Origin of the sequence: Actinacidiphila acididurans, from assembly GCF_016918855.1 — a bacterium.
GTDB classification, from domain to species: Bacteria; Actinomycetota; Actinomycetes; order Streptomycetales; family Streptomycetaceae; genus Actinacidiphila; species Actinacidiphila acididurans.
This window is the reverse complement of sequence record NZ_JADKYB010000031.1, coordinates 66,137-91,090: the sequence shown is the minus strand read 5'-3', so window position 1 is coordinate 91,090 and position 24,954 is coordinate 66,137. Positions and strand designations below refer to the sequence as shown.

At 71.5% G+C, this 24,954-nt stretch carries 26 protein-coding genes; 15 read left to right on the top strand and 11 right to left on the bottom strand.

Translation table 11 applies throughout. The features are described from left to right. Window positions 1–112 precede the first annotated feature (112 nt). Complete coding sequence (locus ITX44_RS37415) at window positions 113–289, top strand: CsbD family protein (RefSeq protein WP_205363844.1); 177 nt, start codon at window positions 113–115, stop codon at window positions 287–289. A gap of 86 nt (window positions 290–375) precedes the next feature. Here the strand turns inward: ITX44_RS37415 and ITX44_RS37410 are convergent, their stop codons facing one another. Next, window positions 376–981, bottom strand: coding sequence for a PadR family transcriptional regulator (locus ITX44_RS37410; protein ID WP_205363843.1), 606 nt, complete (start codon window positions 979–981; stop codon window positions 376–378). Window positions 982–1,050: 69 nt separating this feature from the next. Here ITX44_RS37410 and ITX44_RS37405 point away from each other — a divergent pair, with 69 nt between their 5' ends. The 3 genes from ITX44_RS37405 to ITX44_RS37395 all read left to right on the top strand — a co-directional run bounded on the left by ITX44_RS37405 (window position 1,051) and on the right by ITX44_RS37395 (window position 5,425). After that, window positions 1,051–1,755: an ABC transporter ATP-binding protein gene (locus tag ITX44_RS37405; protein ID WP_236062345.1), complete on the top strand. Its 705-nt coding sequence runs from the start codon at window positions 1,051–1,053 to the stop codon at window positions 1,753–1,755. Beyond that, window positions 1,752–4,580: an FtsX-like permease family protein gene (locus ITX44_RS37400; protein ID WP_205363842.1), complete on the top strand. Its 2,829-nt coding sequence runs from the start codon at window positions 1,752–1,754 to the stop codon at window positions 4,578–4,580. The genes ITX44_RS37405 and ITX44_RS37400 overlap by 4 nt, the downstream gene beginning before the upstream one ends. 506 nt (window positions 4,581–5,086) lie before the next feature. After that, window positions 5,087–5,425, top strand: a complete 339-nt coding sequence (locus ITX44_RS37395; protein WP_205363841.1) for a hypothetical protein — start codon at window positions 5,087–5,089, stop codon at window positions 5,423–5,425. Here ITX44_RS37395 and ITX44_RS37390 read toward each other — a convergent pair. Continuing rightward, the gene (locus ITX44_RS37390; RefSeq protein ID WP_205363840.1) at window positions 5,412–6,254 is read right to left on the bottom strand and encodes a MerR family transcriptional regulator; all 843 of its coding nucleotides are present in this window, start codon (window positions 6,252–6,254) and stop codon (window positions 5,412–5,414) included. The genes ITX44_RS37395 and ITX44_RS37390 overlap by 14 nt on opposite strands. Before the next feature lie 123 nt (window positions 6,255–6,377). Between ITX44_RS37390 and ITX44_RS37385 the strand changes: the two genes are divergently transcribed. Further along, window positions 6,378–6,791, top strand: coding sequence for a nuclear transport factor 2 family protein (locus ITX44_RS37385; RefSeq protein ID WP_205363838.1), 414 nt, complete (start codon window positions 6,378–6,380; stop codon window positions 6,789–6,791). Window positions 6,792–6,813: 22 nt separating this feature from the next. On the opposite strand, the gene ITX44_RS37380 is transcribed toward ITX44_RS37385, so the two are convergent. After that, window positions 6,814–7,935, bottom strand: a complete 1,122-nt coding sequence (locus tag ITX44_RS37380) for a YhaZ family DNA alkylation repair protein (RefSeq protein ID WP_205363836.1) — start codon at window positions 7,933–7,935, stop codon at window positions 6,814–6,816. Window positions 7,936–8,298: 363 nt separating this feature from the next. Then, window positions 8,299–8,925 (bottom strand): GNAT family N-acetyltransferase, encoded by a 627-nt coding sequence (locus ITX44_RS37375; RefSeq protein WP_205363866.1) that lies wholly within the window; start codon window positions 8,923–8,925, stop codon window positions 8,299–8,301. Window positions 8,926–9,321: 396 nt separating this feature from the next. Here ITX44_RS37375 and ITX44_RS37370 point away from each other — a divergent pair, with 396 nt between their 5' ends. Beyond that, window positions 9,322–9,579 carry a hypothetical protein gene (locus tag ITX44_RS37370; protein WP_205363835.1) on the top strand — a complete coding sequence of 86 codons (258 nt, stop codon included), beginning with the start codon at window positions 9,322–9,324 and terminating at the stop codon, window positions 9,577–9,579. Window positions 9,580–9,721: 142 nt separating this feature from the next. Here the strand turns inward: ITX44_RS37370 and ITX44_RS37365 are convergent, their stop codons facing one another. Further along, window positions 9,722–10,318 carry a TetR/AcrR family transcriptional regulator gene (locus ITX44_RS37365; RefSeq protein WP_205363834.1) on the bottom strand — a complete coding sequence of 199 codons (597 nt, stop codon included), beginning with the start codon at window positions 10,316–10,318 and terminating at the stop codon, window positions 9,722–9,724. Window positions 10,319–10,430: 112 nt separating this feature from the next. Here ITX44_RS37365 and ITX44_RS37360 point away from each other — a divergent pair, with 112 nt between their 5' ends. Continuing rightward, on the top strand, window positions 10,431–11,144 hold the full coding sequence (locus tag ITX44_RS37360) for an SDR family NAD(P)-dependent oxidoreductase (protein ID WP_307795658.1): 714 nt from the start codon (window positions 10,431–10,433) through the stop codon (window positions 11,142–11,144). Between the two features lie 80 nt (window positions 11,145–11,224). Here ITX44_RS37360 and ITX44_RS42460 read toward each other — a convergent pair whose 3' ends face one another. Beyond that, the gene (locus tag ITX44_RS42460) at window positions 11,225–11,869 is read right to left on the bottom strand and encodes a GNAT family N-acetyltransferase (RefSeq protein WP_205363832.1); all 645 of its coding nucleotides are present in this window, start codon (window positions 11,867–11,869) and stop codon (window positions 11,225–11,227) included. A 150-nt stretch (window positions 11,870–12,019) separates the two neighbouring features. Here ITX44_RS42460 and ITX44_RS41890 point away from each other — a divergent pair, with 150 nt between their 5' ends. Next, window positions 12,020–12,916 carry a hypothetical protein gene (locus ITX44_RS41890; RefSeq protein ID WP_236062344.1) on the top strand — a complete coding sequence of 299 codons (897 nt, stop codon included), beginning with the start codon at window positions 12,020–12,022 and terminating at the stop codon, window positions 12,914–12,916. Window positions 12,917–12,929: 13 nt separating this feature from the next. Continuing rightward, on the top strand, window positions 12,930–13,766 hold the full coding sequence (locus tag ITX44_RS41885) for a HEAT repeat domain-containing protein (RefSeq protein WP_236062343.1): 837 nt from the start codon (window positions 12,930–12,932) through the stop codon (window positions 13,764–13,766). Window positions 13,767–14,049: 283 nt separating this feature from the next. On the opposite strand, the gene ITX44_RS37345 is transcribed toward ITX44_RS41885, so the two are convergent. Beyond that, a complete protein-coding gene (locus tag ITX44_RS37345; RefSeq protein WP_205363831.1) occupies window positions 14,050–14,253 on the bottom strand; it encodes a hypothetical protein in 204 nt (67 codons plus the stop codon). 68 nt (window positions 14,254–14,321) lie between these two features. After that, the gene (locus ITX44_RS37340; RefSeq protein WP_205363830.1) at window positions 14,322–15,677 is read right to left on the bottom strand and encodes a PP2C family protein-serine/threonine phosphatase; all 1,356 of its coding nucleotides are present in this window, start codon (window positions 15,675–15,677) and stop codon (window positions 14,322–14,324) included. A 525-nt stretch (window positions 15,678–16,202) separates the two neighbouring features. Here ITX44_RS37340 and ITX44_RS37335 point away from each other — a divergent pair. Then, window positions 16,203–17,423, top strand: coding sequence for a serine hydrolase domain-containing protein (locus ITX44_RS37335; RefSeq protein WP_205363864.1), 1,221 nt, complete (start codon window positions 16,203–16,205; stop codon window positions 17,421–17,423). 72 nt (window positions 17,424–17,495) lie between these two features. Here ITX44_RS37335 and ITX44_RS37330 read toward each other — a convergent pair whose 3' ends face one another. Both ITX44_RS37330 and ITX44_RS37325 read right to left on the bottom strand, forming a co-directional pair. Continuing rightward, window positions 17,496–18,200, bottom strand: a complete 705-nt coding sequence (locus ITX44_RS37330) for a PDZ domain-containing protein (protein WP_205363829.1) — start codon at window positions 18,198–18,200, stop codon at window positions 17,496–17,498. Window positions 18,201–18,405: 205 nt separating this feature from the next. Next, on the bottom strand, window positions 18,406–18,972 hold the full coding sequence (locus ITX44_RS37325) for a TetR family transcriptional regulator (protein ID WP_205363827.1): 567 nt from the start codon (window positions 18,970–18,972) through the stop codon (window positions 18,406–18,408). Between the two features lie 119 nt (window positions 18,973–19,091). Here ITX44_RS37325 and ITX44_RS37320 point away from each other — a divergent pair, with 119 nt between their 5' ends. From ITX44_RS37320 to ITX44_RS37305, 4 genes are all read left to right on the top strand, one after another. Continuing rightward, on the top strand, window positions 19,092–20,033 hold the full coding sequence (locus tag ITX44_RS37320) for an NADP-dependent oxidoreductase (RefSeq protein WP_205363826.1): 942 nt from the start codon (window positions 19,092–19,094) through the stop codon (window positions 20,031–20,033). Window positions 20,034–20,239: 206 nt separating this feature from the next. Then, a complete protein-coding gene (locus tag ITX44_RS37315) occupies window positions 20,240–20,890 on the top strand; it encodes an HD domain-containing protein (RefSeq protein ID WP_205363824.1) in 651 nt (216 codons plus the stop codon). Continuing rightward, the gene (locus ITX44_RS37310) at window positions 20,878–21,861 is read left to right on the top strand and encodes a GlxA family transcriptional regulator (RefSeq protein WP_372441087.1); all 984 of its coding nucleotides are present in this window, start codon (window positions 20,878–20,880) and stop codon (window positions 21,859–21,861) included. Before ITX44_RS37315 ends, ITX44_RS37310 begins: the two co-directional genes overlap by 13 nt. A gap of 211 nt (window positions 21,862–22,072) precedes the next feature. Continuing rightward, the gene (locus tag ITX44_RS37305) at window positions 22,073–22,303 is read left to right on the top strand and encodes a DUF6296 family protein (protein WP_205363823.1); all 231 of its coding nucleotides are present in this window, start codon (window positions 22,073–22,075) and stop codon (window positions 22,301–22,303) included. Between the two features lie 206 nt (window positions 22,304–22,509). On the opposite strand, the gene nhaA is transcribed toward ITX44_RS37305, so the two are convergent. After that, on the bottom strand, window positions 22,510–24,414 hold the full coding sequence (gene nhaA / locus ITX44_RS37300) for a Na+/H+ antiporter NhaA (protein WP_205363822.1): 1,905 nt from the start codon (window positions 24,412–24,414) through the stop codon (window positions 22,510–22,512). Between the two features lie 303 nt (window positions 24,415–24,717). Between nhaA and ITX44_RS37295 the strand changes: the two genes are divergently transcribed. Continuing rightward, window positions 24,718–24,951 (top strand): NfeD C-terminal domain-containing protein, encoded by a 234-nt coding sequence (locus ITX44_RS37295; protein ID WP_205363821.1) that lies wholly within the window; start codon window positions 24,718–24,720, stop codon window positions 24,949–24,951. Window positions 24,952–24,954: the final 3 nt, after the last annotated feature.

The following is a 24,954-nucleotide window of genomic DNA, read 5'->3' as shown; positions in this document are numbered from 1 at the left end:
GCTCAGAAGCAGTTCGTGATCCCGCACTGGAGGGCCCGGGTGTTTAGCGGGGCCTCGAGCGATCAGACGCACCGTGAGACGTTGTCACCGGCAAACGAGGAAGGTGAGCGGCATGTCCGCCAACGAGAAGGTGCGGGCGAAGGTCGAGCAGATGGTCGGCAAGCTCGCCCAGGCAGCCGGGCGCGCCAAGGGCGACAGGACCCTGACCGCGAAGGGGCACGCGGCCGAGACCGTGGGCAAGGGCCGCGGGGCCAAGGAGTCGGTCAAGGACGCCGGCAGGCACCGGTAGGCCATCACCGGCGGCTCCGAGCGCGGCAAGCCGCCGAGCCGCCGTCAGCCGGCCCCTACCGTGCAACCCTCACTGCTGTGGTCCCGTCAGGCGGGCGTCCCCGGTGACGATTCGGTGGGGGCCTCCCGCCGGGCGGGAATCGCACTGGATGGCGCCTGCGCGCCGTGAGCCTCGGCCAGCGGGCCCAGATGCTGCGTCGCGCTGTCCAGCAGGCCGAGGTCGGCCTTGGTGTGCGCGATCGCGGCGTCGATGAGTACGGCGACCAGTGGCTCGTCGGCGTGGGCGCGGCGCTGGCGGGCCAGGCCGGCCAGTTCGGACAGGTACGTCTGCCGCTGCGACTCGACCAGCGTGGCCAGGGCCTGCGGGCCCAGGGCGACGGCGCCCAGCAGCTTCAGGAAGAGCTCGTCGCGGAAGCCGCCGGTGCGCACCCAGGCCGAGGTGGCCCACGCGCGGACCTCGGCGTCGCCCTCGGGGGTGAGCGTGTAGAGGTTCTTGTCGGGCCGGTCGGACTGGGTGACCTGCGAGCGTGAGACGTATCCGTCCCGGACCAGCCGTTCGAGGATCTGGTAGAGGTGACCGATGTTCAGGCCACCCCACTGCGGGCCGATGGTCTCCTCGAACCGGGCCTTGAGCTCGTACCCGTGGTTGGGCCGCGGGATCAGCAGCGCGAGTACGGCGTGGTGGAGCGGCATATACGTCCCTTCTGCATTGTGACAACATACCCGTGCATTGCCACAATGTATGAGGGGGAGGACGCGCCCATGGCTGTGAGCGTGGCGTTGCGCGGGGTGAGCCGGCGGTATCCGGGACTGGTCGCGCTGGATGGGGTGGACCTGGAAGTCGCTCCGGGCGAGGCGGTGATGCTGACCGGGCCGTCCGGCGCCGGCAAGTCCACGGTGCTGCACGTGACCGGCGGCATGGACCGGCCCGACGAGGGCACCGTCGAGATCGACGGGACCGAGTTGCGGCCACGCGACCTCGACGCCCACCGGCGGCGCATCGGGTTCGTCTTCCAGCGCTTCCACTTGCTGCCCGCCCTGACCGCGCTGGACAACGTGCTCGCCCCGGTGCTGCCCCGCAGGGTCGGCTTCGACCGGCGCGAGCGCGGCATGGAACTGCTCGAAGCCGTCGGCCTGGACGGGCGCGCCGGCGCCCTGCCCTCGGAGCTGTCCGGCGGACAGCAGCAACGCGTCGCCGTCGCCCGCGCGTTGATCAACCGGCCGGGCCTGCTGCTGGCCGACGAGCCGACGGGCAACCTCGACAGCGTCATCGGGCGGGAGATCATCGACCTGCTGATGAGCCTGCGCGAGCGGTTCGGGATGACGATGCTGATCGCCACCCACGACCCCGAGGTCGCCGCCAACGGCGACCGGGTGGTGCGCCTTCAGGACGGCAGGATCACCTCGGACCAGCGGGTCACCGCCTCCGGCGACGTACTGGACCGGCTGGGGGGCCTGCGCCCGTGACAGCGGTCATCCTCGGGCAGTTGCGCCGGCGGCGCGGCCGCGCACTGGCGCTGGCCGCCGGGATCCTGGTGGCGGCGACCAGCTTCACCCTGCTGACCGCGGCGGTCAGTACCAGCAAGGCGACCACCGTCGGCACGGTGCGCAAGAACGCGCGGTCCGCGTACGACGTCCTGGTGCGTCCGCCGCACTCCCGGACCGACGTGGAGCGGCAAAGCGGCCTGGTCGAGCCGAACTTCCTGTCGGGCACGTTCGGCGGCATCACCATGGAGCAGTACCGCCGCATCCGCGGCATGGCCGGAGTCGACGTGGCCGCCCCCGTCGCCAACATCGGCTACCTCATGGTGGGCAGCACCGTCACCGTCGACGTCTCCCGCTTCCTGGACAGCAAGGCGACCCGGCAGATCCTGCGCGTCAGCCCGACGCTCACCGCGGGACTGGGCACGTACCGCACCGCCGACCAGTACGTCTACCTCACCCGCAGCCCGCTGACGTCCGGCTCGGAGGACGTCTTCGAGTCCGACACGCTGGAGAAGGGCGCGATCGCCCGCAACACCCGGCAGTACCTGCTGAAGGGCAAGTACGACGTCTGCTTCTACTACAACGGGGACAAGACCGAGCAGACGCTGTGGAACATGGACCACGCGATGCGGCCGAACATCATCGCCGAGGATCTCAGGGAGAGATCGGCGTTCGACCCCGACCTGCACTCGCGGATGAACTGCCAGTCCGGGCAGGGCAAGGCCACCGTCGACATTCCGGTGACCTACCCCGTGCTGCTCTCCGCGATCGACCCGGTCGCCGAGAACCGGCTGGTGGGCCTGGGCCGCACCATTGTCTCGGGCCGCATGCTCACCGAGCAGGACAAACCATGGGTGGTGCCGGCCGCCAAGAGCGTTCACGGACAGCACGACCGCTACATCCCGGCGCTGCTCGCCGACAACGCGCTGACCACCGGAAGCCTCAGTGCCACAGTTGAGCGGCTCGACATCGGCGACCCGGCGCAGCTTCCCGCCAAGCTCGGCAACCCCAGCGCCGACACCTTCGTCCGCGGCCTGCACGGCACCATGGTCGGCACCGTCGGCGCCGACCTGAGCGAGGGCTTCGGCAAGGCGCTGAACGCGGACTCCTTCGACACCGACGAGTACTGGACGGTCGGCCCGGTCGACTACCGCCGCACCGCCGGCGGCGACCTCGCCGTACGCACGCAAGCAGCGCAGAAGCCCGGCCTGTGGGTGACCAACACCGAGCAGCAGCCCTTCCCCGACGTCCCCGAGGAGAACAACCAGGGCACGCAGTACCGGAAGGTGACCAGCCACGCCGCCACGGACTGCGTGGGGCTGGGCATCTGCGACAACATCGACTCGGGCCGCCTGCCCAGTCCCTTCGTCCAACTGGTCGGCCGCTACGACACCGGCAAGCTCCCCGGCTTCTCGCCGCTGTCCCAGGCACCGCTGGAGACCTACCAGCCCCCGCAGGTCACCGGCGCCGACGACGCCACCCGCGCGGCGCTGCACGGCCGGCCGCTGCGGCCCGACCGCAACCTGGGCGGCTACGTCAGCCCCCCGCCCACCATGCTCACCACGATGGACTCCATCACCGCGCTCACCAAGAGCCGCCGTGTGCCCGACCTTCAGGACACCGCGCCGGTCAGCGCGATCAGGATCCGGGTGGCGGGGGTGACCGGCGTCGACGCCGTCTCCCGCGCGCGGGTCGACGCGGTGGCCGGCGAAATCCGGACCGCCTACCCCGGCCTCCAGATCGATGTCACCGTCGGCGGCTCGCCCCGCCCGCAGACCGTCGCGCTGAGCCCGGCCGCCCACGTCACCGAGCGCTGGGTCGACAAGGGCGTGGCGCTGCGGATCCTCACCGCCGTCGACACCAAGAGCGCCGTGCTCTTCGTGCTGGTCCTCGTGGTGTGCGCGCTGTTCCTCGGGCAGGCGGCCCTCGCCTCGGTACGTTCGCGCCGCACCGAGATCGGCACGCTGCGCTGCCTGGGCTGGAGCAGCGGCGAAGTGCTCCGCCTGATCCTCGGCGAACTGGCCGCAATCGGCCTCGCGGCCGGGGCCGCCGGCGCGCTGCTCGCGTACGGGCTCGGCCGCCTCCTGGGACAGCCCGACGCCGGCGCCAAGTCGCTCCTCGTACTACCGGTGGCGCTGGGGCTGGCCGCGGCGGCGGGCCTGGTCCCCGCCGTGCTCGCCACCCGGCTGGGCCCGATGGAAGCCGTCCGGCCGCCGGTGGCCGCGGCCCGCCGTGCCCGGCCGGTACGTTCGGTGGCCGGCCTGGCCGCGGTCAACCTGCTGCGCGTACGCGGCCGTACGCTGCTCGGCGCGGCAGGGCTGGCGCTCGGGGTCGCCGCCTTCACCGTGCTGCTCGCCCTGACGCTGGCCTTCCAGGGCCAGGTCGCCGGGCCGCTCCTCGGGAACGCCGTCGTGGCCCAGGCCCGCGGTGCGGACTACCTCAGCGTCGCCCTGTCCCTGCTGCTGGGCGCCGCCGGAGCCGTGGACGTCCTGGTCCTCTCCCAGCGCGAGCGTGCCGCCGACCTCGCGGTGCTGCGCGCGACCGGCTGGACCAACCGCGAACTGGCCCGGCTGACCTTCTACGAGGGAATCGGACTGGCCCTGCTGGGCGGCCTGACGGGCGCGGCCGCCGGCTTCGCCACCGTGCTCTCGCTCGGCCGGGGAGTGCTGCACGGCCACCTCCTCGCCGTCACCGGCGCCGCCCTCCTGGCCACCCTCGCCGCGACCGCCCTGGTCTGCGCGGCCCTGACCCTGCCGATCCGCGCCCTGTCCCGCATCGCCCCCGCCCACCTGCTCGCCACCGACTGACCATCCGGCCGCGACCGCTCGTCAGCTCCGCCGGTGGACCCGTGGCCGGGGACGAGGACATCGACGCCCGCTGCCACGCCTTCGAGCAGTCGCAGCGCGGCGAGACAGTCCTCGAGCGGGTCGGCGGCGTTCGCGTCGAGCATCGGGATCAGGACATCGGAAAGCATGTCGCCGGCGACGAGAACCCCGCGTTCCTCGATCAACAGCGCCAACTCGCTCTCGTGGACCAGCACACCCTCCACGAATGCCTCAGCATGGGGCTCCTTCCGCTTGCCGTTTACACCTGCTTGCCGAGACGGCAGCGCCTCACTCAGGACACGGTTGTGGAGCCGAGCGTCCACGACCGGGCGGTGGTCCCGGAGAAGACGATGGCCAGTTTGCGACGGCGTCCGAGGTCGGGTGTGGCTGCGTGGGCGTGCACCCCCTACAGTCTGTGGCGTTCCAGGATCGCTGCTCTCCCGTGGTGGCCGTCCTGGCCCCTGCGGTAGTCGGACAGGGAGAAGCCCATGCGCCTGAAGCATGCCGCCAGGGTGTTCGCAGTCGCCGCGGCGACCGCTGCGGCGACCCTCAGCCTGAGCCCCAGTACCACCGCTGTAGCGTCCAGCAACCTCATCTTGTGGACGGACACGGCCGGCATTCAGCACGTCTACGCTCCGGCCGGGAGCCTTTGCTACACCGTGGGCACGCCGGCAGGCAAGGAACTGTACAACCAGACGGTAGATTTCAAGATCAGTCTTTACGCCGCCGCGAATTGCCCTACCCCGCCGGGGCCCTTCTCCGTCATACCGCCCGGCTCGCACGCCACCAACGTGTATTTCACATCGTTCTTGGTCAGTCCCCGGTAGCGAATAGCGACGGGCCCGTGTTGAAGATGGGCCACCCGATCTCGGTTCGCCATTTGGCGGGGTCGCCGGTGTGGTGGCGGTTGACCGGATAGAACTCCCGGATGGGTCCGGTCACCGCCAGTGCGTGCTTGGCGACGTAGGTCGCAAGCGCTCCGTAAGCACGGTCGATGCCTTCTTCGGGGCCGCGGTGCTCGACGACGGCGAGGTCGACCGGCGCCAGGTCCAGGAGCTCGATGCGGCCCACCGGGCGGAACGACGCGGCGACCGGGAGGAAGACGGTGGCGGACCCTTCCTCGGAGGTGAACAGGCTGTCGTCGTACTCGCCTCCCGCAAGGCCGGCCGTGTCGAGGTTCTGGGAGGAGACCGTGGCGTAGAGCTCGCCGAGTGCGCCTTGGTGCCAGGCGCCGATGTCGGCGGTACTCACGGTCGCCGAGATGGCGGCGACCCGGGTCGCGGGCAGGTGCCGGTGCTCGACGGGCCGGTCGGTGGCAGGGCGTTCCAGCAGGTCGCGCAGCGAGGCGATGACCGTCCGGGTCCGGCCGAGCTCGGCCTCCAGGCGACGCAGGTGGCGGCTGATGAGCCGGTTTCGCGTGTCGGGGTCGGGCGCCCGCAGTACGGCACGCACGTCGTCGATCGGCATCCCGAGGTCGCGGAAGCGGCGGATCACCTGCGCCGTGGGGATCTGGTCGACCTCGTAGCGGCGGTACCCGGAGTGCGGGTCGACCTCAGCCGGTTCGAGCAGCCCGCTCTCGTGGTAGTAGCGCAGCGTCTTGACACTCAGGTGCGTCGCGCGGGCGAAGTCACCGATCGACAGCAGAGGGGCGCTCATGCCTCCAGTCTGAACCCTCCCGCAACGGGAGAGTCCAGCCTCAACAGGAGCCTTGACCCTCCCGCTGCGGGCGCTCCCACGGTGAAAGGAGAACGCATCGCTCGGTAGCTGAGGAGAACCGTAATGAAGACCATCACCCTTGCCGAGGCGCCCGACGTCGTCGCCCGGCACATCAAGGCAATCAACGACTTCGACCTGGACGCGATCATGGCGACGTTCACCGATGACGCCTATGTCAACGACAACAGCCGCGAAATTCGCGGTACGGCGGCGATCCGTGCGTTCATGGCCAAGGAATTCGTCGGGGACTCGGTCACCGTCGAGCCGGTCGAGGTGCTCGACCACCACGGCGACATCATCGTCCGGGGCCGCTTCGACGGGACCTACGACAAGACGAGCCTGCCCGAGGTGCTCATCATGAGCACCTACTTCTCGGTCCGGGACGGCAGGATCGTCTCGCTCGCCGTCATCTTCAACCAGCCCTCTCCCTACGACCAGGACGCGGGCGAGGGGGATCAGACCGGAACCGTGAAGTGACCAGAGGGCTCGAAGTTTTTCATCAGGTGCCCTTCGTGCTCACGACACCGGTCAGTACGAAGGGGAGCGGCTCGGTTGCCTGCCCGTTGACCTGGAGTGCCACGGCGTGGGTACCGCTGTAGTAGCGCCGCGTCGTGATCGGGCGGAATTCATGCTCCCGATCGACGCCGAACCGTTCGCCCGGCGCGAGTGTCGGCGTCGCGAGCTTGAAGGTCTTCGGGGTGCGGGTGCCGTTGGCGCGCTGATGGTGGACGACGTAGTCGAGGGCCACCCGAGCGGGCTCGGCTCCGTCGTTGCGCACGGTCGCGGAGAACCTGAGCGAGCCCGGGAAGGCCACCTCCGGGGTGAGCACGCGGAAGCCGTCGACGACGACATCGGCTGCGGCGTACCCCAGGAGAGCCAGTGCGCCGGCATCGCCCTTCTTCACCAGGGTCCGCAGACCGTGACGTACGACCCGGGCCGTCGTTGGTGCGGGGTTCCGCAGCCAGCGTGCCGCCGCCTCGACCGCGGCCTGCGGGGCATCCCGGCTGAGGTCGTTGAGATGGTTGGCCACCGACCGGCGTACGTACTCGGATTCGTCGTCGTGGAGGGCGTCGAGAATCGGCACCGTGATCCCGGGCTCCGCCAGGAGACCGGGCACGCGAAGCGCCCACGGCAGGTAGGGGCGGGTGCCTTCGCTGGCCAGGCGGCGTACGTGAGCGTCATCGGAGGTGACCCACGCCCGGGCGGTCCGCAGCGCGCGATGGAGATCGGCTCGCAGCATCAGGCGGAGCGCGAACTCGGCGCTCAGGCGCGGCGTCAGCGAAGCCAGCAGCGTCATGGCGTCGTCGAAGGTGTCCTCACCGGTGTCGGCGACGGCACGCCGGGCGACCGCGACGGTGACCGGCCAGATCATCCACCCGTCCAGGCCTCGCGCGCCGTCGCGCGCCGCCGTGACGACCGCGGCGAGCGGCCCGTACTCACCGGGCACGTCCGCGAGGAGCGCGCCGGCCAGGAGGTCGACCCTTTCGCGCAGAGCGAGTCCGTCCATCCGGCCGCAGGCGGCTTCGAGCGTGGCGAACTCCCGCGACGGGGCCGCGTCACGCAGGGCGGATACCAGGTCGCGCGCGACCTGGTATCCGATGAGTTCCTCCGCTGTCGGCACTCAGCTCGCCTCCACCCTCGGAAACCTCGGAGCCATTGCAATGGCCGCCGCAGGTCGCCCGGATCCGTACGTGGACGCCGAGCCGTCCGCCCGGCTCACGCCCGATCCCGCACCCGTCACCACCGCTGCCCTGCCCGCAAAACCCACGGGTCCGTCCTCTCCGACTCGCCTGCCCTGACCTGCCGCGTCCGCCGAGTCGACGGCGCTGCGGCACGTTCGTAGGCTCAGCCCTCCCGTAGGGGGAGAGTCCAGTGGCAGGGGAGCTCGTGCGCCGACTGCCAGGGGAGAGTCGGGCCCCGGGCCGCACAGGGCCCGGCCCGGACTACGCCGACCGGATCATGGCCCAGGGCGCTGGCGGTGGCGTCACGAGGAGGTGGCCCGGCCGAGGTAGGTGAGCGGGCCGGGGGCGGGGACGGGGATCTCGTGGAAGCCGACCCGGTCGTAGAAGGCGCGGGCGGACGTGTTGGCGGTGACCATGCCGAGGTGGACGGCGGGCACGCCCTTCTCGTGCAGCCGGGCGAGGAACGCGGCCATCAGCCGGCGCCCCCAGCCGGCCCGCTGGTGGCTCGGCAGCAGGTCGATGTGCAGGTGGGCGGGGTAGGCGGCGAGCTCGGGCAGCACCATCCGCTCGGGGCGGTGCATCAGCTCCACCATCGCCTCGGTCGGCGTGGTCGCGGGCCCGGTCGGCGCCGGATACCGCGCGACCAGCCCGGGCAGCCACTCACTCCGGAACCACTCGGCGAACGCGGCGGTGTCGGCCGTCCCCACGATGTACCCGACCGCCCGTCGCCCGTCGTCCACCACGAACGCCAGGTCGGGTTCGAACCGCACATAGGGCGCGGCGAACAGGCTCGGCATCAGCCGCAGATCGGGATACACCTCCCGCGAGTCCCCACCGTCCAGCGCCGTCCGCACGCAGATGTCGTCCACCGCGTCCTGGTCCTCGGGCCGATAGGGCCGCAGCGTTGCCTCGGTGATCACGCCAGGCATCATCCAGCCCCTGGGAGCGCTCCCGCAAGGCCCGGGTCGGGACGCGAGGGCAACTCGCTCGGGGCCTTCCGGGACCCCGGTGTTTTCAGTCGCCGCAACGCCTGGCGGCGCCCGACGCGACCAACCCGTGCCAGGTAGGAGACGCATCGGCAAGGACTCGTGCACGCATTGTCAAGGGGCCAACTTCGGGGGCGTTTAGTCTCCCGAACAGCGAACGGCCGCCGGCAATCAAGAGGCGTCGTCCGCACTGTGATTGCAGTATCAGGGGAGGGAAATCAATGATGGCCCGTCACATTCGCACAAGCACCGCTGGGAAGGCCGGCTTCGGCAAGGGGGAGGTTCGCAGGGTCCGGGCCGTTCACCGCCTCGAAGTGCGGCACGGCGTACTGCGTCTACGTGTCCGGCTCGGGAACGACCGTTGACTTCGAGACCGTGACGCCCGCCAAGTCCGGCAACACTATTACCGGCTACGTCTACGCCTCGGACGGCAGCAACAACTACTTCCAGTGGAGCGGTCACGAAAGCAAAGCCACTGGGGTCAAGCTGACCGTGAACCGAGCGTTCACCAACAACTCCCTCTTCTGCGGCGGAGTGGCGTCCGCGCCGGTCGACGCGAGCTACCCGGACAGCGTCTGCTTCACCATCCACAGCTAGGACGTCTCGTCCGGCTCGTGCCGCAGGCGGGGCCGGGGCTCCCCACGCGGAAGTCCCGGCCCGGCCCTTTGCGTCGTGGCTCTCATGGGTGTGGGCGGCAGGGACTCGCGCGAACGTGAGGTCGTTCAGACCGGCGTGGGCATCAGGCGGCGAAGGAGCGGACATAGGCGAGGGCGGCGTTCATCGACGCCCGCAGCGGTTCCGCGGTTCGCAGGGTCTGGCTCAGGAGGCTGCCGCCCTGCAAGGCGGCGAGCATGGCCATCGACAACTCGTCGAGGTCGACCTCGGGGCGCAGGTCGCCTCGTTCGTGCATGGCCTGGAGGCCGTTGCGCAGCAGGGACTGCCAGCGCTGGAAGGCGTTGCAGAGGTCTTCGCGGGTCTGCTCGTCGGTGGGGCTCAGCTCACCGGCCAGGGAGGTCAGCGTGCAGTCGCCGCGGCCGCTGTTGTGCTCCTGGTGTTCGATCGCGGCGTCGGCCCAGGCCTGGAGGGCGTCGAAGCTGTCCAGGGCGCCCATGATCGGCTGGCCGGGGACGAGCGGCACCTCGGCCTGGCGGGTGATGACCGCCCTGATCAGGGCCTGCTTGCTGTCGAAGTAGTGGTAGAGCTGCGACCCGCTGATGCCGGCGGCCTTGCGTACGTCCTCGTTGCTGGTGCCGGCCACGCCGTGCCGGGCGATGACCTCGGTCGCCGCCTGGAGGATGCGTTCCCTGGTCGCCTGCCCTTTGCGCGTCAATGCCACGTGGCCACCCTAGCCGACTGGGTTGCGCAACCCAAAGAGTGTGCGCTAGGAATTGGGTTCATCAACCCAGAATGGAGTCGGCGTGTCTGAACTAGCAGGGAAAACGGCCTTGGTGACCGGTGCCACGGCGGGTATAGGCCGGGCCGTCGCGGCGCGGCTCGCGGAACACGGGGCCGAGGTCGTGGTCCACGGCCGGGACGCGCGCCGGGGAGCCGAACTGGTCTCCGCGATCGCCGAGCGGGGGAGTCGGGCGCGGTTCGTCGCCGCCGATCTGGCGAACGCCGAGGACGTCGAGCGGCTGGCGGCCGAGGCGGGGGAGGTGGACATCCTGGTGAACAACGCCGGGGTGTACGAGTTCACCTCGACCCCGGGCACGAGCACCGGCAGCTTCGACCGGCACCTGGCGATCAACACCCGGGCGCCGTTCCAGCTGGTCGCGGCGCTGGCGCCCGGAATGGTCAAACGCGGCCATGGCGCGATCGTCAACGTCAGCTCGACAGCCGCCACCTCGGTCGCGCCCGTCGGGGCCGCTTACGGCGCCTCGAAGGCGGCGCTGGAGACGCTGACCCGCTACTGGGCCACCGAGTTCGGCGGCGCCGGCATCCGGGTCAACGGAGTCGCCTCGGGGCCGGTGCGCACACCGGGGACGGAACCGCTGCTGGCCGCCTACGCCGACACGATGGACCAGGTGAACGCGCGCGGCCGGATCGGCGACCCCGAGGAGATCGCGGACGTCGTGCTGTTCCTGGTCGAGGGCCGCAGCAGCTACGTGAACGGAACCGTGGTGGCCGTCCACGGCGGGGAGCGCAGTTCGCTGCCCGGCTGAAACCTTCCCAGGAGGGGACCGAGGCGACCGGGCGGCGCAGTTCTCGGACGTCGCCTGGTCGCCTCATACGGTGATCCGCGCTAGCCGATGCCCAGGACGGGTAGGCACTCCTCGACGCCGGTCAGTTCGATGTCGTCCCGGCGGACCCGTTCCCACGTCTCCCGGGTGAGCCGCCACTGCTGGATCCGCGCGGGTTCGCCGCGGCGGGTGTCCCAGTCCGTCCCGTTGGGTTCGTAGCCCAGGCCGCGGGAAACGCGGTTGGACGCTTCGTTGTCGACGAAGGCGTCACTGCCGGCTTCGCGTGCACCCAGTCCGGCGAAGGCCAACTGCAGGATCGCCGCCCGCATTTCCTTGCCGAGTCCCTGTCCGCGGCTGCCGGGGGCCAGCCACGAGAAGCTGGACACCGTGCCGAACCGCGAGAAGTTCGTGCCGATCAGGTCCTGCATGCCGACCGGTTCGCCGTCGACGAGCACGGCGAAGTAGAGCCGCCACGAATCCGGGCTCATGCGGGCGCGGCCGGCCCAGATGGCGCGCAGCCATTTCCATTCACGCTCGGGGCTGTCGGCGTAGAACGAGATCGGGTCGTCGAACGGCCACGGCTCGGCGTCGGCGATCCCGGCCCGCACGAGCGGCACGAGACGTTCCAGCAGTTCGTCGGACGCGCCGGCGAGCGTGAGGCGCGGCGTGCGGACTTCGACGTTCAGCGGGGGATAGGTGTGGGCCACGCCCGGACGGTAGCCAGCCCACCCGGCCATCGCATCCGGTTTTCCCTACGAGCCCGGGGCCGGCCCTTTGCCGTGCGCTGCCGTCCACCCCGCATGCCCAGCCCGGTGGGCGGCGCAGTGTTGTCAGTGCCGCCTGACATGGTTGTGATCATGTTCGAGCGACTTCATGCCATCGACTGGGCGTCGATGGAGCACGCTTACGGTTCGGCCGACGAGGTGCCGGCCCTGCTGTGGGCGCTGCGCTCCCCGGATGCCGAGGAACGCAGCAAGGCCCTCGACCGCTTCCACGGTGCGGTCCACCATCAGGGCAGCGTGTACCCGTCGACGGCAGCCAGCCTGCCCTTCCTGTTCGAGTTGGCCACCGACCGTGCCATGCCTGGGCGGGCCGCAGTCGTCGCGCTGCTGGTCAGCATTGGCCGAGAGTCCCTCGACAGGGGCTTCGAGGACGACGGCACCGAGATCGAGTACTACCCGCCGATGGGGTTCGCGCAGGCCGTCGTCTCCCTGCGCGAGCGGGATGCGGAGTTCGCCGAACTCGTCCGCGACCCGGACCCGGACGTGCGCCTGGCCGCGATTCCCGGGCTCGGGCTCTTCCTCGAGGACGCCGACCGGGCCGCTGCATTGTTGCGCGAGCGGTTGGCCGCCGAGCGCGGCACGCCGACGCGGCTGCGGATCGTGGAGGTGGCAGCGACCCTGGCACTGCGCCTGCCGGCGGCCTCGCAACAGGTGACGGATTGGCTCGCCGGGCTCGCCGCCGACCGTGCCCAGGGCCCGGCGACCCGGCTCGCGGCTCTGGTCCAGCGGGCCCGCTGCGCCCCGGATGAGATCGGCGAGGACGTCGTACCGGCCGCTGTCGGCCTGCTGCGCGAGACCGTACGCGCCCTGCCCGTGCGGCCGATCGCACCTGCCCCCAGCCGCCAGGCGGCACCCACGAACGCGGCCCCGCCCCAGATCGTCGCCGTCTTCGAGGATCTTGACCGCCACACCCGCGTGTACGCCGGCCGTCCGGGCCTTGGCGCGCCTCGGCGACGCACGCGCGCTGCCTAGCCTGTTGGCCGCGGTGGACAGCGATGTCGACGCCTGGCGCGCGATCCAGGTCGCGGGGCATCTGCCCCAGGTGGCAGGTCAGTTGGTGCCCCGGCTCTGCGATCACCTGCGCCGCATTGATCTCTCCCAGCAGTGCAACGAGATGAGCGTCAACGCGCTCCTTGCCGCCCTCGCCGCGCTGGGCGACCCTGCCGCGGTTCCCGTGGTCGTGGACACACTCGGCGCAGCTGGGCGCCATGAGCAGCACCACGTCACGCGATCGGCCCTCAAAACACTGGGGGTGTTCGGCCCGGCGGCGATCAGTGCACGGGACGCCATCCGGTCGCTGACCGCCGCCACCGACGCGCACGTAAGGCCTGCAGCCGTCGCTGCGCTGTGGGCCGTCAGTGGTGACCCGGCCGAGGTCATGCCACTTGTGCTGGAACTCTTGGAGGACCGGATCACCTTCCGGATCAGTGAGGCGGCTGCTCTGCTCGGCGAGATAGGGCCGCCTGCTGCTGTCGCCCTGCCGCGTCTGCGGGACCTCCTGACGCACGACTACGAGTGGGTTAGGGTGCCTTGCGCGGCCGCGCTCTGGGAGATCGGCGGCGAGGCCGAGGCACCGGCAGTCCTGGACGCCCTGCTGCAGGCCATGGCCCGCAACCCTGCCACGACCAGCCACGTCGTGGCCTGCCTGGACCGCATGGGCTCCCACGCGGCACCGGCCCTGCCCCTGCTCCGCGAGCAACTGGCCCAGCCCCGGCGTGGCGGCGGGTTCCAGAGCATTGAGCAGGACGAGCAGCTCCAGTGGGCCGGCCGTACTCTCATCGCACGGCTTACCTCCGAGCCCGGATTCCCGGAGGCGCGGTAAGGCTGTTTGCCAGAGGTTGGCGGTGCACCAGATGCGGGGCTTGGTCTCCCTCGAGGAAGAGCATTGAGCACTCGGAGCCGGCGCAACGCCGGAGTCGGGCCGTGCGTTCGGGTCGGTGACCAACCCGACGGCGTCCCGCGCGATCGCGGCCAAGGGGGGCGTTGCCGCCTTCCTCGGTGCGCCAGCGGGGCTACGCTGCCCTCCGGCAGTCCTGATCGGCGATGCGGACACTGACCGCTTCCGGGGCCGGCAGCCCGGGTGTTCCGGTTCGGGGCCCGCAGGATCAGGAGTAGAAGCCCCGGCCGTATTCGTCCCGGCTCAGGGCGAAGTCGTCCGGGCGTTCCCGGCGGAGCTCCTCGTACCGCTCCACGAAGGTGTCGAGTGCCTGGTGAAGCGTGCAGCCGAGCGTTTCGCGGATCGTCACGAGTGCGCTGATGATCCGATGCTCCAGGATGTCGCGGTCCACGCTCTCGGGCAGCTGTTCCATGAGGACGTGAGCCTACCCGGGCGGCGGTCCGGCTCCACCGGGGCGGCGACGGCCGCTGCCGTCGGCGTTCACGCCGTACGTGCTGTCGGCGTGCCGGGCCGAGGTGGGGTGCGCAGGGCGAGGACGGCGATGTCGTCGTGGCCGTCGCCGGGGTGCCGGTCCGCCAGTGCTTTCACGAAGTCCTGCAGGGGCAGGTGGGCGTGTGCGGTGGCGAGGTCGGCGAGGTCGGCCATGCCCTCGTCGATGCCGTGGGCGAAGTGCTCGACAAGGCCGTCGGTGAAGAAGACCACGGTGGAGCCGGGCGGCAGCGGACGGATGTGGTCCGGGCGGTGGTGCTCGATGCTCACCCCGAGCGGCAGGCCGGGCTCGGCGTGGAGGTACTGCGCCCGCCGGCCCGGGGAGAGCAGGAGCGGGGGAAGGTGTCCCGCGGTGCTCCAGCGCAGTATCCAGCCGTCCGCCGCGGGTTCGATGCGGGCCAGGCAGGCGGTGGCGACGGGCAGGTCGGCGATGGCGTGCAGGGTGCGGTCGAGCTGCCGGAGGACGGCGCTGGGCGGGGTGAGGCGGTCGTAGAGCAGCGCGCGCAGCATGCTGCGGGTCTGGGCCATGGCGGCGGCCGCACGCATGTCGTGGCCGACGACGTCACCGATGACAGCGGCGCAGACGTCGCCGGGCAGCAGGACCGCGTCGTACCAGTCCCCGCCGAGGCGGGCCGGAGCAGTGGCCGGCCGGTAGACCGCGGCACCGGTGAAGGGGCGCAGATCGGGCAGGGTGGGCAGCAGCAGCCGCTGGAAGTGTTCGGCGCTGTCGCGGATCCGGTGGAAGAGCCGGGCGTTCTCGATGGTGATGCCGGCGGCGCCGGCCAGGGAGACGACGATGTCCTCGTCGTCGCGGTCGAAGGGCCTGCCGTCCTGGCGCTCGGCCAGGTACAGGTCGCCGTAGATGACGCCGCGAACCGTGATCGCCACACCGAGCAGGGTGCGCATACCGGGATGGCCGGGTGGGAACCCGGCGGAGGCCGGATGGGAGGGGATGTCCACCACTCGCAGCGGCTCGGGATGCCGGATCAGGTGGCCGAGCACGCCTCGGCCGCGGGGCAGTTCGACCCCGGCCAGGCCTGCGCGCTCCTGCTCCGACAGACCGGCGGTGATGAATTCCTCCAGGTACTCGCCGGAGTCGTCCAGCACGCCCAACGCCCCGTAGCGGGCGCCGACCAGATTCATCGCGGTGGTGACGATGCGCCCCAGGACGACGGGCAGTTCCGTCTCCCTGCTGATGGCCAGCACTGCCTCCAGCAGGTTCTGCAGCCGGTCCTTGGCATCGGCCAGAGCCCGGAGATGTTCGGCGATCTCGTCCAGCTCGGTGTCCAGTCGCAGCCGCAGACCCGGGATGCCCGACGGCTGGGGTTCCTGCTCGCGGCCGGCCATCAAGCGCCGCCCCTGACGCAGGGCCGAGCCGGTCGGGCACCGACACCTTCGGGGCGTGCCGTGCGGAAGCCGGACCTCGCCGAAGGGACGGCGGGGACGCGGACGGGGTGGTGCCGCTGTGCCATGGCGCCGCGGCCGGCTTCCTCGTGCACAGCGGTCAGCCCCGCCTCGCCGAGGTTTCCGCCCGGCCAGGCGTTCGGTCCGCGGTACGCGGCCATGGCAGCCTCCAGGCCACTCGTCCCCGAATCCGGACTGACTGCACAAAGGGAACAACAAGACAATAGTCGCATTCCTCGCCCCGAGGCGCTGCGGCACACGGACCGGAAACCTCGTTCCGCGTCGCCATGCCGGTCGAGCCGGGAGCGCCTGCGGCAGTGGCGGGGATGTCTCAAGGGGCGGGGGCGGCGCGTGCTCCCGGGGGTTTGCCCCCGCCGGGCGCGGTGGTCTGCTCCATGTCGGCCCGTGCCGTCGGACCGTTTGACTGGCCTTCCGCAGATGCGGCGACGGGAGGGTGGTCACGTGACCATGCGTGCGGGGATGTTCAAGGGTGCGGTGCTGGCCGGCGCGCTGCTGGCCGTGGGCTCGACGGCGGCGCTCGGCGTACCGGACACGTCGGCGCGGCAGCACGTGACCAGCGCGGCCTCGCGTTACTCGGCGGCCGAGCTGGGGCGGGACGTGGCCAGGGTGCGGCAGGCGGGCGGCGGGGACGTGAACGTGGTGGCCCGGGTCGACACGCCGGGCGGGCCGGTGCGGGCCCGTATCGGTGCGGCGGCAGAGGGCTCCACGGCGCCGGTGCCGTGGGACGCGCAGTTCCGCGTCGCCAGTACGACCAAGACGTTCGTCGCCGTCGTGGTGCTCCAACTCGCCGCCGAGAAGCGGCTGTCGCTGGACGACACCGTCGAGCACTGGCTGCCCGGCACCGTGGCCGGCCATGGCAACGACGGACGGCGCATCACCGTACGCGACCTGCTGCGGCAGACCAGCGGCCTGTTCAACTACACCGACGATCCCGGCGTCCAAGCGCTGTTGCAGCAGCTGGACGCCAACCGGTACAACGACACCCCGCCCGCCGGACTCGTCGCGATCGCGATGACGCATCCGCCGCTTTTCACCCCCCGGCCGGGGGGCCGACCGCGCTGGGCGTACTCGAACACCAACTACCTGCTGGCGGCGATGATCGCGGAGAAGGCCGGCGGCACCGACTGGCGGGAACTGGTCGAACACCGCATCATCGCGCCGCTGGGACTGCGCCACACCTCGATCCCGGGCGCGAACCCCTTCCTTCCCGCACCGCACGCGCAGGTCTACCTCACCACTGCCGACGGCACACGGCTGGACATCACCGACAACAGCTACCAGCACACAGCGGACTCCGGCATCGTCAGCACCACCGCGGACCTCGACACCTTCTTCACGGCGCTGGCCGACGGCAGGCTGCTGCCCGCAGCGCAATGGCGTGAGATGCGGCAGACCGTCGCGCGCACCGACGACCCCGAGGACGTGCGGGAACAGCCGCTGGGCGACTACGGCCTCGGACTGCGGACGATCCCGCTCTCGTGCGGGGGCTCGTACGACACGCACGAAGGCGACGGCCTGGGCGTGTACACCCGCCCCGCCGTCAGCGCCGACGGACGGCGAGCCGTGACGGTCTCCGTCACCACCACCTCCGCACCGCCGGACCTGCCGACCCTCAACAAGGCCACCAACGCGCTCATCGACGACGCCCTGTGCGCCGGCACCGACTGACGGGCCGGCCCGGCCCGCCGTGGCCGCACCACGGCGAACGCCCGTTGCGGCCCGGCGAGTTGGAAGTCGTGCTCAGTCGAGGACGAGCTGCAGGTTGAGCGTGCTGCCGCCTCGGAAGACGGTGATCGGAACCGCGGTGCCTGCGCGTCGGCCGGTGATGTCGTTGTTGACGGCGGCGGTGTTGGAGGTGGGCCGGCCGTCGACCGCGGTGATGATGTCGCCGACCTGGAGGCCGGACTGGGCCGTGTTGGATCCGGGCAGGACGAAGTTGACGTAGGAGCCGCCGATGGGGGTGTCGGTGAGGAACGCCGAGATGGCGCCCTGGGTCCCGGGGGAGATGTTGACGGTCAGGGGCTGGGTGTCGCCGTCGAGGCTGAAGGTGCCGGAGTACGTGCCTCCGGACAGGGGCGCGTCGCCCTCGGCGGCGAGGCCGACGTGGAAGGGGTAGATCCAGATCCAGTTGCCGGACGGGAAGTCGGCGGTGGCGCTCTTCCCGTCCGGGGCGATGGTGACGGGGCAGGTCCAGCCGACGCAGTTCGGGTCCAGGGCGGTGATCCGGGTGTTGGGCGGGGCCTGGACGGTGATCCGGCTGAAGTGGCGGCGGGTGATGCCGTCCGCCCCGTAGGTGACGGTCTGGGCAGGTCCGGGAGCGTCCAGAGTCGGTACGTTCTGCTGGGGCGTCACGGCCCGGACGGCGGACGTCCGGGTGACGGGGCTCGATGCGAAGGCGGCGGGCGTGGTCCCTGCCAGCAGAGCTGCGCCGATGGCGGCAGCCATCCACACTCTGGTACGTCGGAGCGCCATTGGCGGCTTCCTTTCACGAGGTGATGCACGTATCGTGACACTTGGAATACGGAGTGTGATCGCCGACATGCGACGTCACCTGCGCGGCGGGAGCGGAGTGACGGCAGCACCGCGTTACGGGTGGCACCGGCTCGAAGCGGCGCAGTAGTGCGCGCCGCGGCCCGTGCGGGTGAGTGGATCAGTCGGCGGCGGTCAGGGTCCGCAGGGCGGCCAGCGACGTGTGGATGGCGTCGCGCAGTTCGCCGTCCCCGGTGGCGCCGGCCCATTGTTCGAAGGCGACACGGAAGGCCGCGACGCCGATCTCCGCGGCCAGACTCGCGTCCAGGTCGCCGACGCCTCGCGCCCGCAGTCGATCGGCCAGGGTGACCGACATCGATGCGAACTTGATCAACTCGCGTTCGCGCAGTTCGGCGTTGGCCATGATGACGGCCTGCCGCTTGCGTGCCAGGTCGCGGTCGGAGCCGATCATCTCCGCGGTGACGTTGAGTGCGGCCACGACGGCATCCAGCGCCGATGCCGCGGCCGGGACTGCCTCCAGTGCCGCGACCGACCTCTCCTCCAGCGCAGCGGCCCCGTCGAAGAGGACCTCGCGCTTGTCGGCGAAGTGACGGAAGAAGGTGCGGGCGGTGACGCCGGCCCGTTCGGCGATGTCGGCCACCGTCGTCTGTTCGAAGCCGCGTTCCAGATACAGCGCCAGTGCGGCTTCGCGCAGTCGGCTGCCGGCCCCGGGCTCCCACCGTCCCATGCCAGGAGTCTAGGTGATGTCGTCGAACGACATCGCTGCCGCCGGATCCCATGTCATCAAGTGACATCACTGTGGTACGGTGATGTCACTTGATGACGTCAGTTGGGTGGAGGCCCCGCATGGCAACGATGAAGCGCATTCAGTACCACCGGTACGGCGGGCCCGAGGTCATGCGGCTGGAGGACGTCGAGCCGGTGCGGCCCGGTGCCGGCGAGGTGCTGGTCCGGGTGCGGGCGGCGGCGGCCAATCCGATGGACTGGCAGATCCGTAACGGCGAAATGAAGATGGTGACCGGCCGGAGCTTCCCGCGGGGCATGGGCTACGACTTCGCGGGCGTCGTCGAGGCGGTCGGCGAGGGCGTCGCCCGGCTCCGTGCCGGCGACGAGGTGCTCGGCGCGGCGCCGCTCAAGGCGGGCGGAGCGTTCGCCGAGATGGTCGTCGCCGAGGAGAAGGCGGTCGTGAAGAAGCCCGCGAGCCTCTCGTACGAGGAGGCCGCCGCGATCCCGACGGTCGGAGTCACCGCCTTCCAGGCCCTGGTCACCAAGGGGAAGCTGCAACCCGGCCAGGACGTCTTCGTCCACGGCTGCCTCGGCGGAGTGGGCCGGTCCGCCGTACAGATCGCCGCGGCGCGCGGCGCCCGGGTGGCGGGAAGCTGCCGCGCCGGCGCCGCACAGGAGGCGGCCGACCTCGGCATCGCCCCGGTCGTCGATTTCGACTTCGACCCGACGGCGATCGGCGGACTATTCGACATCGTCCTCGACACCGCCGGCACGCTCCCGATCAAGGCGGCGCGCACGATGCTGAAGCCCGGCGGCACCATCATCGACATCAAGCCCACTCCGGTGAAATTCGCGAGAAGCGCGCTGTCCGGGTCGTACCGGGTTCAGGTGACCCAGGCCGTCACGCAGGACATCGAGGAAGTCGCCCGAGCCGCCGGCCAGGGCGTACTGCGGCTGCCGATCGCCCGCATCGTCCCGCTCACCGAAGCGATCGCGGCGCTCACGGAACTCGAACGCGACCGCACACCCAAGGGCGGGAAGCTCGTCATCACGACCGGATGACGGCCGCCCTCCGCCGCGCCGACGCCCTTGCGCGCGGCCCCGGCGAGATCCCCGGCGAGATCCCGGCGAGAACCCCGGGTCGTGTCCCGATCTGTGGGACACCCGGCCGTACGGCCGTGGCATCGGCCCGGGCCCGCGCCGATGCTGGAGGGGACAGCGGGGCCGCGTACCGGCGCCCCGGACTCCCGAGCCACGACGAGGCAGTCATGACCATCACCGAGCAGACCGTGATCGCCGGCGTGACCGTGCCCGACACCGCGGTGGCCCGCGAGGCCACCGAGCTGATCCGGGACACCACCAGCGAGCTCGTCTACCACCACTCGCGCCGCGTCTACCTCTTCGGCAGCCTCCAGGGCCGCCGCCGCGGCCTGAGCTTCGACCCGGAACTGCTCTACATCGGCGCGATGTTCCACGACGTCGGCCTGAACGAGGAGCACCGCACCAGCGGCCGCCGCTTCGAGGTGGACAGCGCGGACGCCGCCCGCGCGTTCCTGCACCGGCACGGCGTCCCGGAGGACAGCGTGCGCCGGGTGTGGACCGCGATCGCCCTGCACACCACGCCCGGCATCCCCGCCTTCATGGAACCCGAGGTCGCCCTGGTCACGGCGGGCGTCGAGTACGACGTCCTCGGCATCGGCTACCACGACATCAGCGACGCCGACCGCGCCGAGATCACCGCCGGTCACCCGCGCCCGGACTTCAAGCGGCGCATCCTTCAGGCGTTCACGGACGGCATCGGCCCGCGGCCGGAGACGACCTTCGGCAACGTCAAGGCCGACGTGCTCGCCCACTACGTGCCCGGCTTCGAGCGCGGCGACTTCGTGACCACCATCCTCGACTCGCCGTGGCCGCAGTGACCGTACGCCGCCCGCACCCGGTGGCCGTCCTCGCCTTCGACGGCGTCCAGCTGCTCGACGTGACCGGCCCCGCCGAGGTGTTCACCACCGCCAACGACCACGGCGCCGACTACCGGGTGAGCGTCGCCACGCCGGGCGGCGCGGACGTACGCACCTCCGCGGGCGTACGGATCGGCGCCGATCTGGCCGCGGCGGATCTGCCGGCCCGACTCGGCACGCTGGTGGTGCCCGGCAGCCCGGACTGGCGCGGGGCGGTCGCCGACACCCGGCTGGTCGGCCTGGTGAGCGCGCTGGCCGGCCGCGCGGCCCGGACCGCGTCGGTGTGCGCGGGCGCCTTCCTGCTCGCCGAGGGCGGCCTGCTCGACGGGCGGCGGGCGGCCACCCACTGGGAGTTCGCCGCGGACCTGGCCGCCCGCTACCCGCGGGTCGCGGTCGAGGCCGACCCGGTGTTCGTACGCGACGGCACGGTGTTCACCTCGGCCGGTGTCACCGCCGGCATCGACCTCGCGCTCGCCCTGGTCGAGGCCGACCACGGCGCGGAGGTGGCCCGCGCCGTCGCCCGCCGGCTCGTGGTGTTCATGGCCCGGCCCGCCGGCCAGTCGCAGTTCAGCGCCCGGCTGGCGCCCCGCGAGGCCCGGCATCCGGCGCTGCGCCGGGTCATGGACACGGTCGGCGCCGACCCCGCGGCCGGGCACGACCTGGCCGCCCTGGCCCGTACCGCCGGGATCAGCCCGCGCCACCTCAGCCGGCTCTTCCGCGCCGAGACCGGGATGAGCCCCGGCCGCTACGTGGAGTCGATCCGCCTGGAGGCCGCCCAGGCACTCCTCGCGGCCGGCAACGACCCGGTCGACACGGTCGCCGAGCAGGCCGGCTTCGGCTCGGCCGAGACCATGCGGCGCACCTTCCAGCAGGTCCTCGGGGTCGCGCCGACCGCCTACCGGGCCCGGTTCCGCAGCACCTCGACGGCCTGAGGCGGTCTGAGGCGGTCTGAGGCGGCAATGAGGCTCACCCGTACGGAGCACGCGGCCCGCCTCCCGCGGCGAGCCGTCCCGCCCGGTGCCCCCGGGCGACCCGGTGAGCGCGCCCCTGCGGGGCGTGAGCCGGGGGCCGGCAGGCGTGCCGCTGCCCGGCGAGGGAAAATGAGGAGGTATGGGTCCCTCACGACCTGGTCGGGAGGCAATCATGGAGTACCCGGAGAACTACGAATTGGTCTTCCAGGCACCCGCCGTCGAGGACGACGTCGTGGTCGTCCACCGCACCGACCAGTCGGGAGCGGGCGGCTATCCCATCTACGAGGACGAGACCGGCATAGTACGTGCCGAGATCAGTGCGGACGGCGAGGTCCGCATGATGGCCAGCGGCGGCCACCAGGCCCCCGACGTCCCAAGAGCGGTCCGCACGATCCAGCCGTGACGGCGCGGCTCCCGCCGCGGCCCGAAAGCCGAGGCTGAGCCGCGCCTTCTCACGGCCGGGCGCCGCCATGGATCCCGAGCCGGCCCGCCGGGCGGGCGACGAAGCCCCCCGCCGGCCGGTTGTCTTGTGCACGCTTGCGAGTTGTCCTCGCCCGGCCGCACCGGGCGAGGACAGCCTGCCGGTGAGCCCTGGCGGGTTCAGAAGCGTCACCGCGCGAGACCGCTGCCCTCCACCAGGACCGCGCGGTCGCGGGCCGCGATCACCGCTTTCGACAGGCTCTCGATGTCGTACGCGCCGTGGTGCCGGCGGCCGTTGACGAAGAACGTCGGGGTGCCCGACACCCCGCTCAGGTCGGCCGACTCCACGTCCTGGGCCACGCGCTCGCCCCCGGCCCGCTCCTTCAGGGCCCGGTGGAAGACGTCCACGTCGAGCCCGATCTCCTGGGCGTGGGCGAGCAGGTTCTTCAGCTTGAGCTCGTCCTGCCGGGAGATCAGCAGGTCGTGCATCTCCCAGAAGCGGCCCTGGAGGGACGCCGCCTCCGCTGCCTCGGCGGCGAGCTGGGCGTGCGGGTGCACGTCGGTCAGCGGCAGGTGCCGCCACACGTACCGCACCTCGTCGCCGAAGTCCGCCAGCAGTTCCCGCACCACGTCCTCGGCCTGCCCGCAGTAGGGGCACTCGAAGTCGCCGTACTCCACCACCGTCACCGGCGCGTCCAGCGGCCCGCGGACGTGGTCGCGCTCGGGGTCGACCGGTTCGGCCAGGTCCACCAGCGCGTGCGCGGTGCCGAGCAGTGCCCGGGCCCGCTGCCGGTCCGGCAGTCGCCGTACCACCGCGGCGACCAGGGTGGTGGCGAGCATCGCGAACACCACCGCGCTGAGGACGCCGATCTTGGCCTCCTCCAGCTCCCGGCCGTGGAAGGCCAGGGTGGCGATCAGCAGCGAGACGGTGAAGCCGATGCCGGCGATCGTGCCGCCGCCCAGCACCGCGCCCCAGCCCACCGGCGGCCGCATCCGGCCGCGGCTGAGCCGGGTGGCCAGCGCGGTGGCGCCGACGACGCCGATCGGCTTGCCCAGCCCGTAGCCGAGCAGCACGCCCAGGGTGATCGGTGAGGTGTAGGCGGCCGACAGCAGCGATCCGTCGATCTTGATGCCGGCGTTGGCCAGGGCGAACAGCGGCACGATCACATAGCTGCTCCAGGGGTGCCACATCCGCTGCAGCCGCTCGTTGGGCGACAGCGCCTCGGCGATGCCCAGCCGCGCCTCCCGCTCCAGCTCGGCCGTCGGCTGCTCCCGGAAGGACCGGAACAGGCCGGTGGCCCGCTCCAGGTTCTCCCGCGAGGCCGGGTAGGCGTACGACATCAGGCCCAGCAGCAGGCCCACCACCAGCGGGTCCACCCCGGAGTGCAGGAACGCCACCCACGCCACCGCGCCCAGCACCGCGTACAGCAGGCCGCGCCGCACCCCGTACCGGCGCAGGCCCAGCGCCACCAGCAGCACCCCGATGCCGATCAGCAGCGGGACCATCGAGATGCTGGTGCTGTAGGCGACCGCGATCACCACCAGCGCCACGAAGTCGTCGACCACGGCCACGGTGAGGATGAAGGTGTGCAGCCGGCGCGGGAAGCGCGAGCCCAGCAGGCCCAGCAGGCCGAGCGCGAAGGCGGTGTCGGTGGACATCGCCACCCCCCAGCCGTGCGCCGAGGAGCGGCCGGCGTTGATCCCCAGGTAGATCACGACCGGCACCACCATGCCGCTGATCCCGGCCAGCAGCGGCAGCGGGATGCGCCGCCGGTCGCGCAGCTCGCCCATGTCGAACTCGCGGCGCGCCTCCAGCCCCACCACCAGGAAGAACAGCGTCATCAACCCGCTGTTGACCCAGTCCCGCAGGTCCAGGTCCACCCCCCAGTGGCCCAGCCGGATCACGAACCGGGTCGCCCACACCGTGTCGTAGCTGCCGGGCGCGGCATTGACCCACACCAGAGCCGCCAGCGTGGCCGCCACGAGCACCGCCGCGCTGCCGGTCTCGGTACGGATGTACGCCCAGGCGGAGGCCGCCGTCGTACGGTCCCGGTCGGACCGGTCCGACCAGTGCGACGTCAAGCCCCGGAACATCGAGCCTCCCTGCACTTCACCTCTTGTAGCCCACACCTTGGCACGACGCGCCCGCGAACGGCGCGTCGAACCGTAGTGCGGACACTCCTGGGGTGCACGGGTGTCTTGGTCACTCGAACCGACGCAGGTCCCCGGATCATTCCGCGGCCCGCTCCCGGGGTGCTTTTCGGGCCTGGTCGGAGGCGGAACCGCGGGCCGTCCGGCTGCGTATTCGTCAGCGACAAGGGTGATCGCCCGGGCCCTGCGAGTGGGAGGATGGTCGGGGTCGGTAAACAACCGGAACACGACGAGGGGCGGCCGTTGATGGCACGGGACGATGCCGTGATCGGCCGCACGGGGGAACTGCTCATCGGCACGCGCGGACCGGCCGGCCCCGGCGAGGTCCTCGTGAGTGTCAGAGGCGGGACCGAAACCTTCCTCGCCTGGTCCGAGCAGCCCCTGTCCAAGGGGGCCACGGTCCTGGTGGTCGAATCGCGCGGCGCGCGTCAGGTCGACGTCATCGCGTGGGGGGACCCCCTGGACGCGCCGGCCGGCTGAGCC

Coding starts and splice junctions, on each gene's coding strand:
- ITX44_RS37415 (WP_205363844.1), top strand. CDS start 113: ATGTCCGCCAACGAGAAGGTGCGGGCGAAGGTCGAGCAGATGGTCGGC.
- ITX44_RS37410 (WP_205363843.1), bottom strand. CDS start 981: ATGCCGCTCCACCACGCCGTACTCGCGCTGCTGATCCCGCGGCCCAAC.
- ITX44_RS37405 (WP_236062345.1), top strand. CDS start 1,051: ATGGCTGTGAGCGTGGCGTTGCGCGGGGTGAGCCGGCGGTATCCGGGA.
- ITX44_RS37395 (WP_205363841.1), top strand. CDS start 5,087: ATGCGCCTGAAGCATGCCGCCAGGGTGTTCGCAGTCGCCGCGGCGACC.
- ITX44_RS37390 (WP_205363840.1), bottom strand. CDS start 6,254: ATGAGCGCCCCTCTGCTGTCGATCGGTGACTTCGCCCGCGCGACGCAC.
- ITX44_RS37385 (WP_205363838.1), top strand. CDS start 6,378: ATGAAGACCATCACCCTTGCCGAGGCGCCCGACGTCGTCGCCCGGCAC.
- ITX44_RS37375 (WP_205363866.1), bottom strand. CDS start 8,925: ATGCCTGGCGTGATCACCGAGGCAACGCTGCGGCCCTATCGGCCCGAG.
- ITX44_RS41890 (WP_236062344.1), top strand. CDS start 12,020: ATGTTCGAGCGACTTCATGCCATCGACTGGGCGTCGATGGAGCACGCT.
- ITX44_RS37345 (WP_205363831.1), bottom strand. CDS start 14,253: ATGGAACAGCTGCCCGAGAGCGTGGACCGCGACATCCTGGAGCATCGG.
- ITX44_RS37340 (WP_205363830.1), bottom strand. CDS start 15,677: ATGGCCGGCCGCGAGCAGGAACCCCAGCCGTCGGGCATCCCGGGTCTG.
- ITX44_RS37335 (WP_205363864.1), top strand. CDS start 16,203: ATGCGTGCGGGGATGTTCAAGGGTGCGGTGCTGGCCGGCGCGCTGCTG.
- ITX44_RS37330 (WP_205363829.1), bottom strand. CDS start 18,200: ATGGCTGCCGCCATCGGCGCAGCTCTGCTGGCAGGGACCACGCCCGCC.
- ITX44_RS37325 (WP_205363827.1), bottom strand. CDS start 18,972: ATGGGACGGTGGGAGCCCGGGGCCGGCAGCCGACTGCGCGAAGCCGCA.
- ITX44_RS37320 (WP_205363826.1), top strand. CDS start 19,092: ATGGCAACGATGAAGCGCATTCAGTACCACCGGTACGGCGGGCCCGAG.
- ITX44_RS37315 (WP_205363824.1), top strand. CDS start 20,240: ATGACCATCACCGAGCAGACCGTGATCGCCGGCGTGACCGTGCCCGAC.
- ITX44_RS37305 (WP_205363823.1), top strand. CDS start 22,073: ATGGAGTACCCGGAGAACTACGAATTGGTCTTCCAGGCACCCGCCGTC.
- nhaA (WP_205363822.1), bottom strand. CDS start 24,414: ATGTTCCGGGGCTTGACGTCGCACTGGTCGGACCGGTCCGACCGGGAC.
- ITX44_RS37295 (WP_205363821.1), top strand. CDS start 24,718: ATGGCACGGGACGATGCCGTGATCGGCCGCACGGGGGAACTGCTCATC.